This is a genomic window from Hymenobacter endophyticus (assembly GCF_032464715.1).
Lineage (GTDB): Bacteria > Bacteroidota > Bacteroidia > Cytophagales > Hymenobacteraceae > Hymenobacter > Hymenobacter endophyticus.
Genome location: NZ_JAWDJT010000041.1, coordinates 1 through 594, shown reverse-complemented (window position 1 = coordinate 594; position 594 = coordinate 1). Strand labels below are relative to the sequence as shown.

General features: G+C 60.3%; 1 protein-coding gene. It reads right to left on the bottom strand.

Annotated features, from left to right (window positions below; translation table 11 throughout):
• Positions 1-427: hypothetical protein (locus tag ROI90_RS21120; protein WP_316000267.1), on the bottom strand; the 427-nt coding region annotated here is incomplete at its 3' end.
• Between the last annotated feature and the right edge of the window lie 167 nt (positions 428-594).

The following is a 594-nucleotide window of genomic DNA, read 5'->3' as shown; positions in this document are numbered from 1 at the left end:
CTATCCGCTCGAGCGCGAACATGTCAACTAGCGTTCGGCATCCCATCACCACCAACCAATAGCGCTTGTCCGTAAAGGCGCCATACACCTCAAGCAAGAGTTGCTGAACGTCCGTTGGCAGGCGTTTCGCCCAAGCGGGAACCGGGCGTTCTGGTTCGCGTGGTATCGAGCGGTACGACTCTTGCTCGGTTGGAAGCGTGAAGACGTGGATCCGCACCTTCGGCCAGGAGCACACGACACATTCCGTGAACCCACGCGTTAGCGTGTGCTCTAGGAGCCACTGACCAGATTCGTCGCTCTGCGTTTCATCGCGCTGATCGATGTAGAGCACAGCATGCTCGGTGCTCTTCTTGCACCTCTCGCAGTGCAACGGGATCTTGTCTCCGATCTTCACTTGCTTCCCGCTAAGGGTGAGGTCATCGGGCAATACCGGCAACTATTGCCGGCGCGATTACACAGGAACTACACCGACCGACCATTGCCGCAGGGCGCCCCATGATGACCCGGGAGAACCTGCTGGCTCCAAGGCGCCAGGGCGCCAGGGCATAGGCCTCGGCCGGTGACTTCATGCCCAGCGCCTGATGAGGCGCCCGT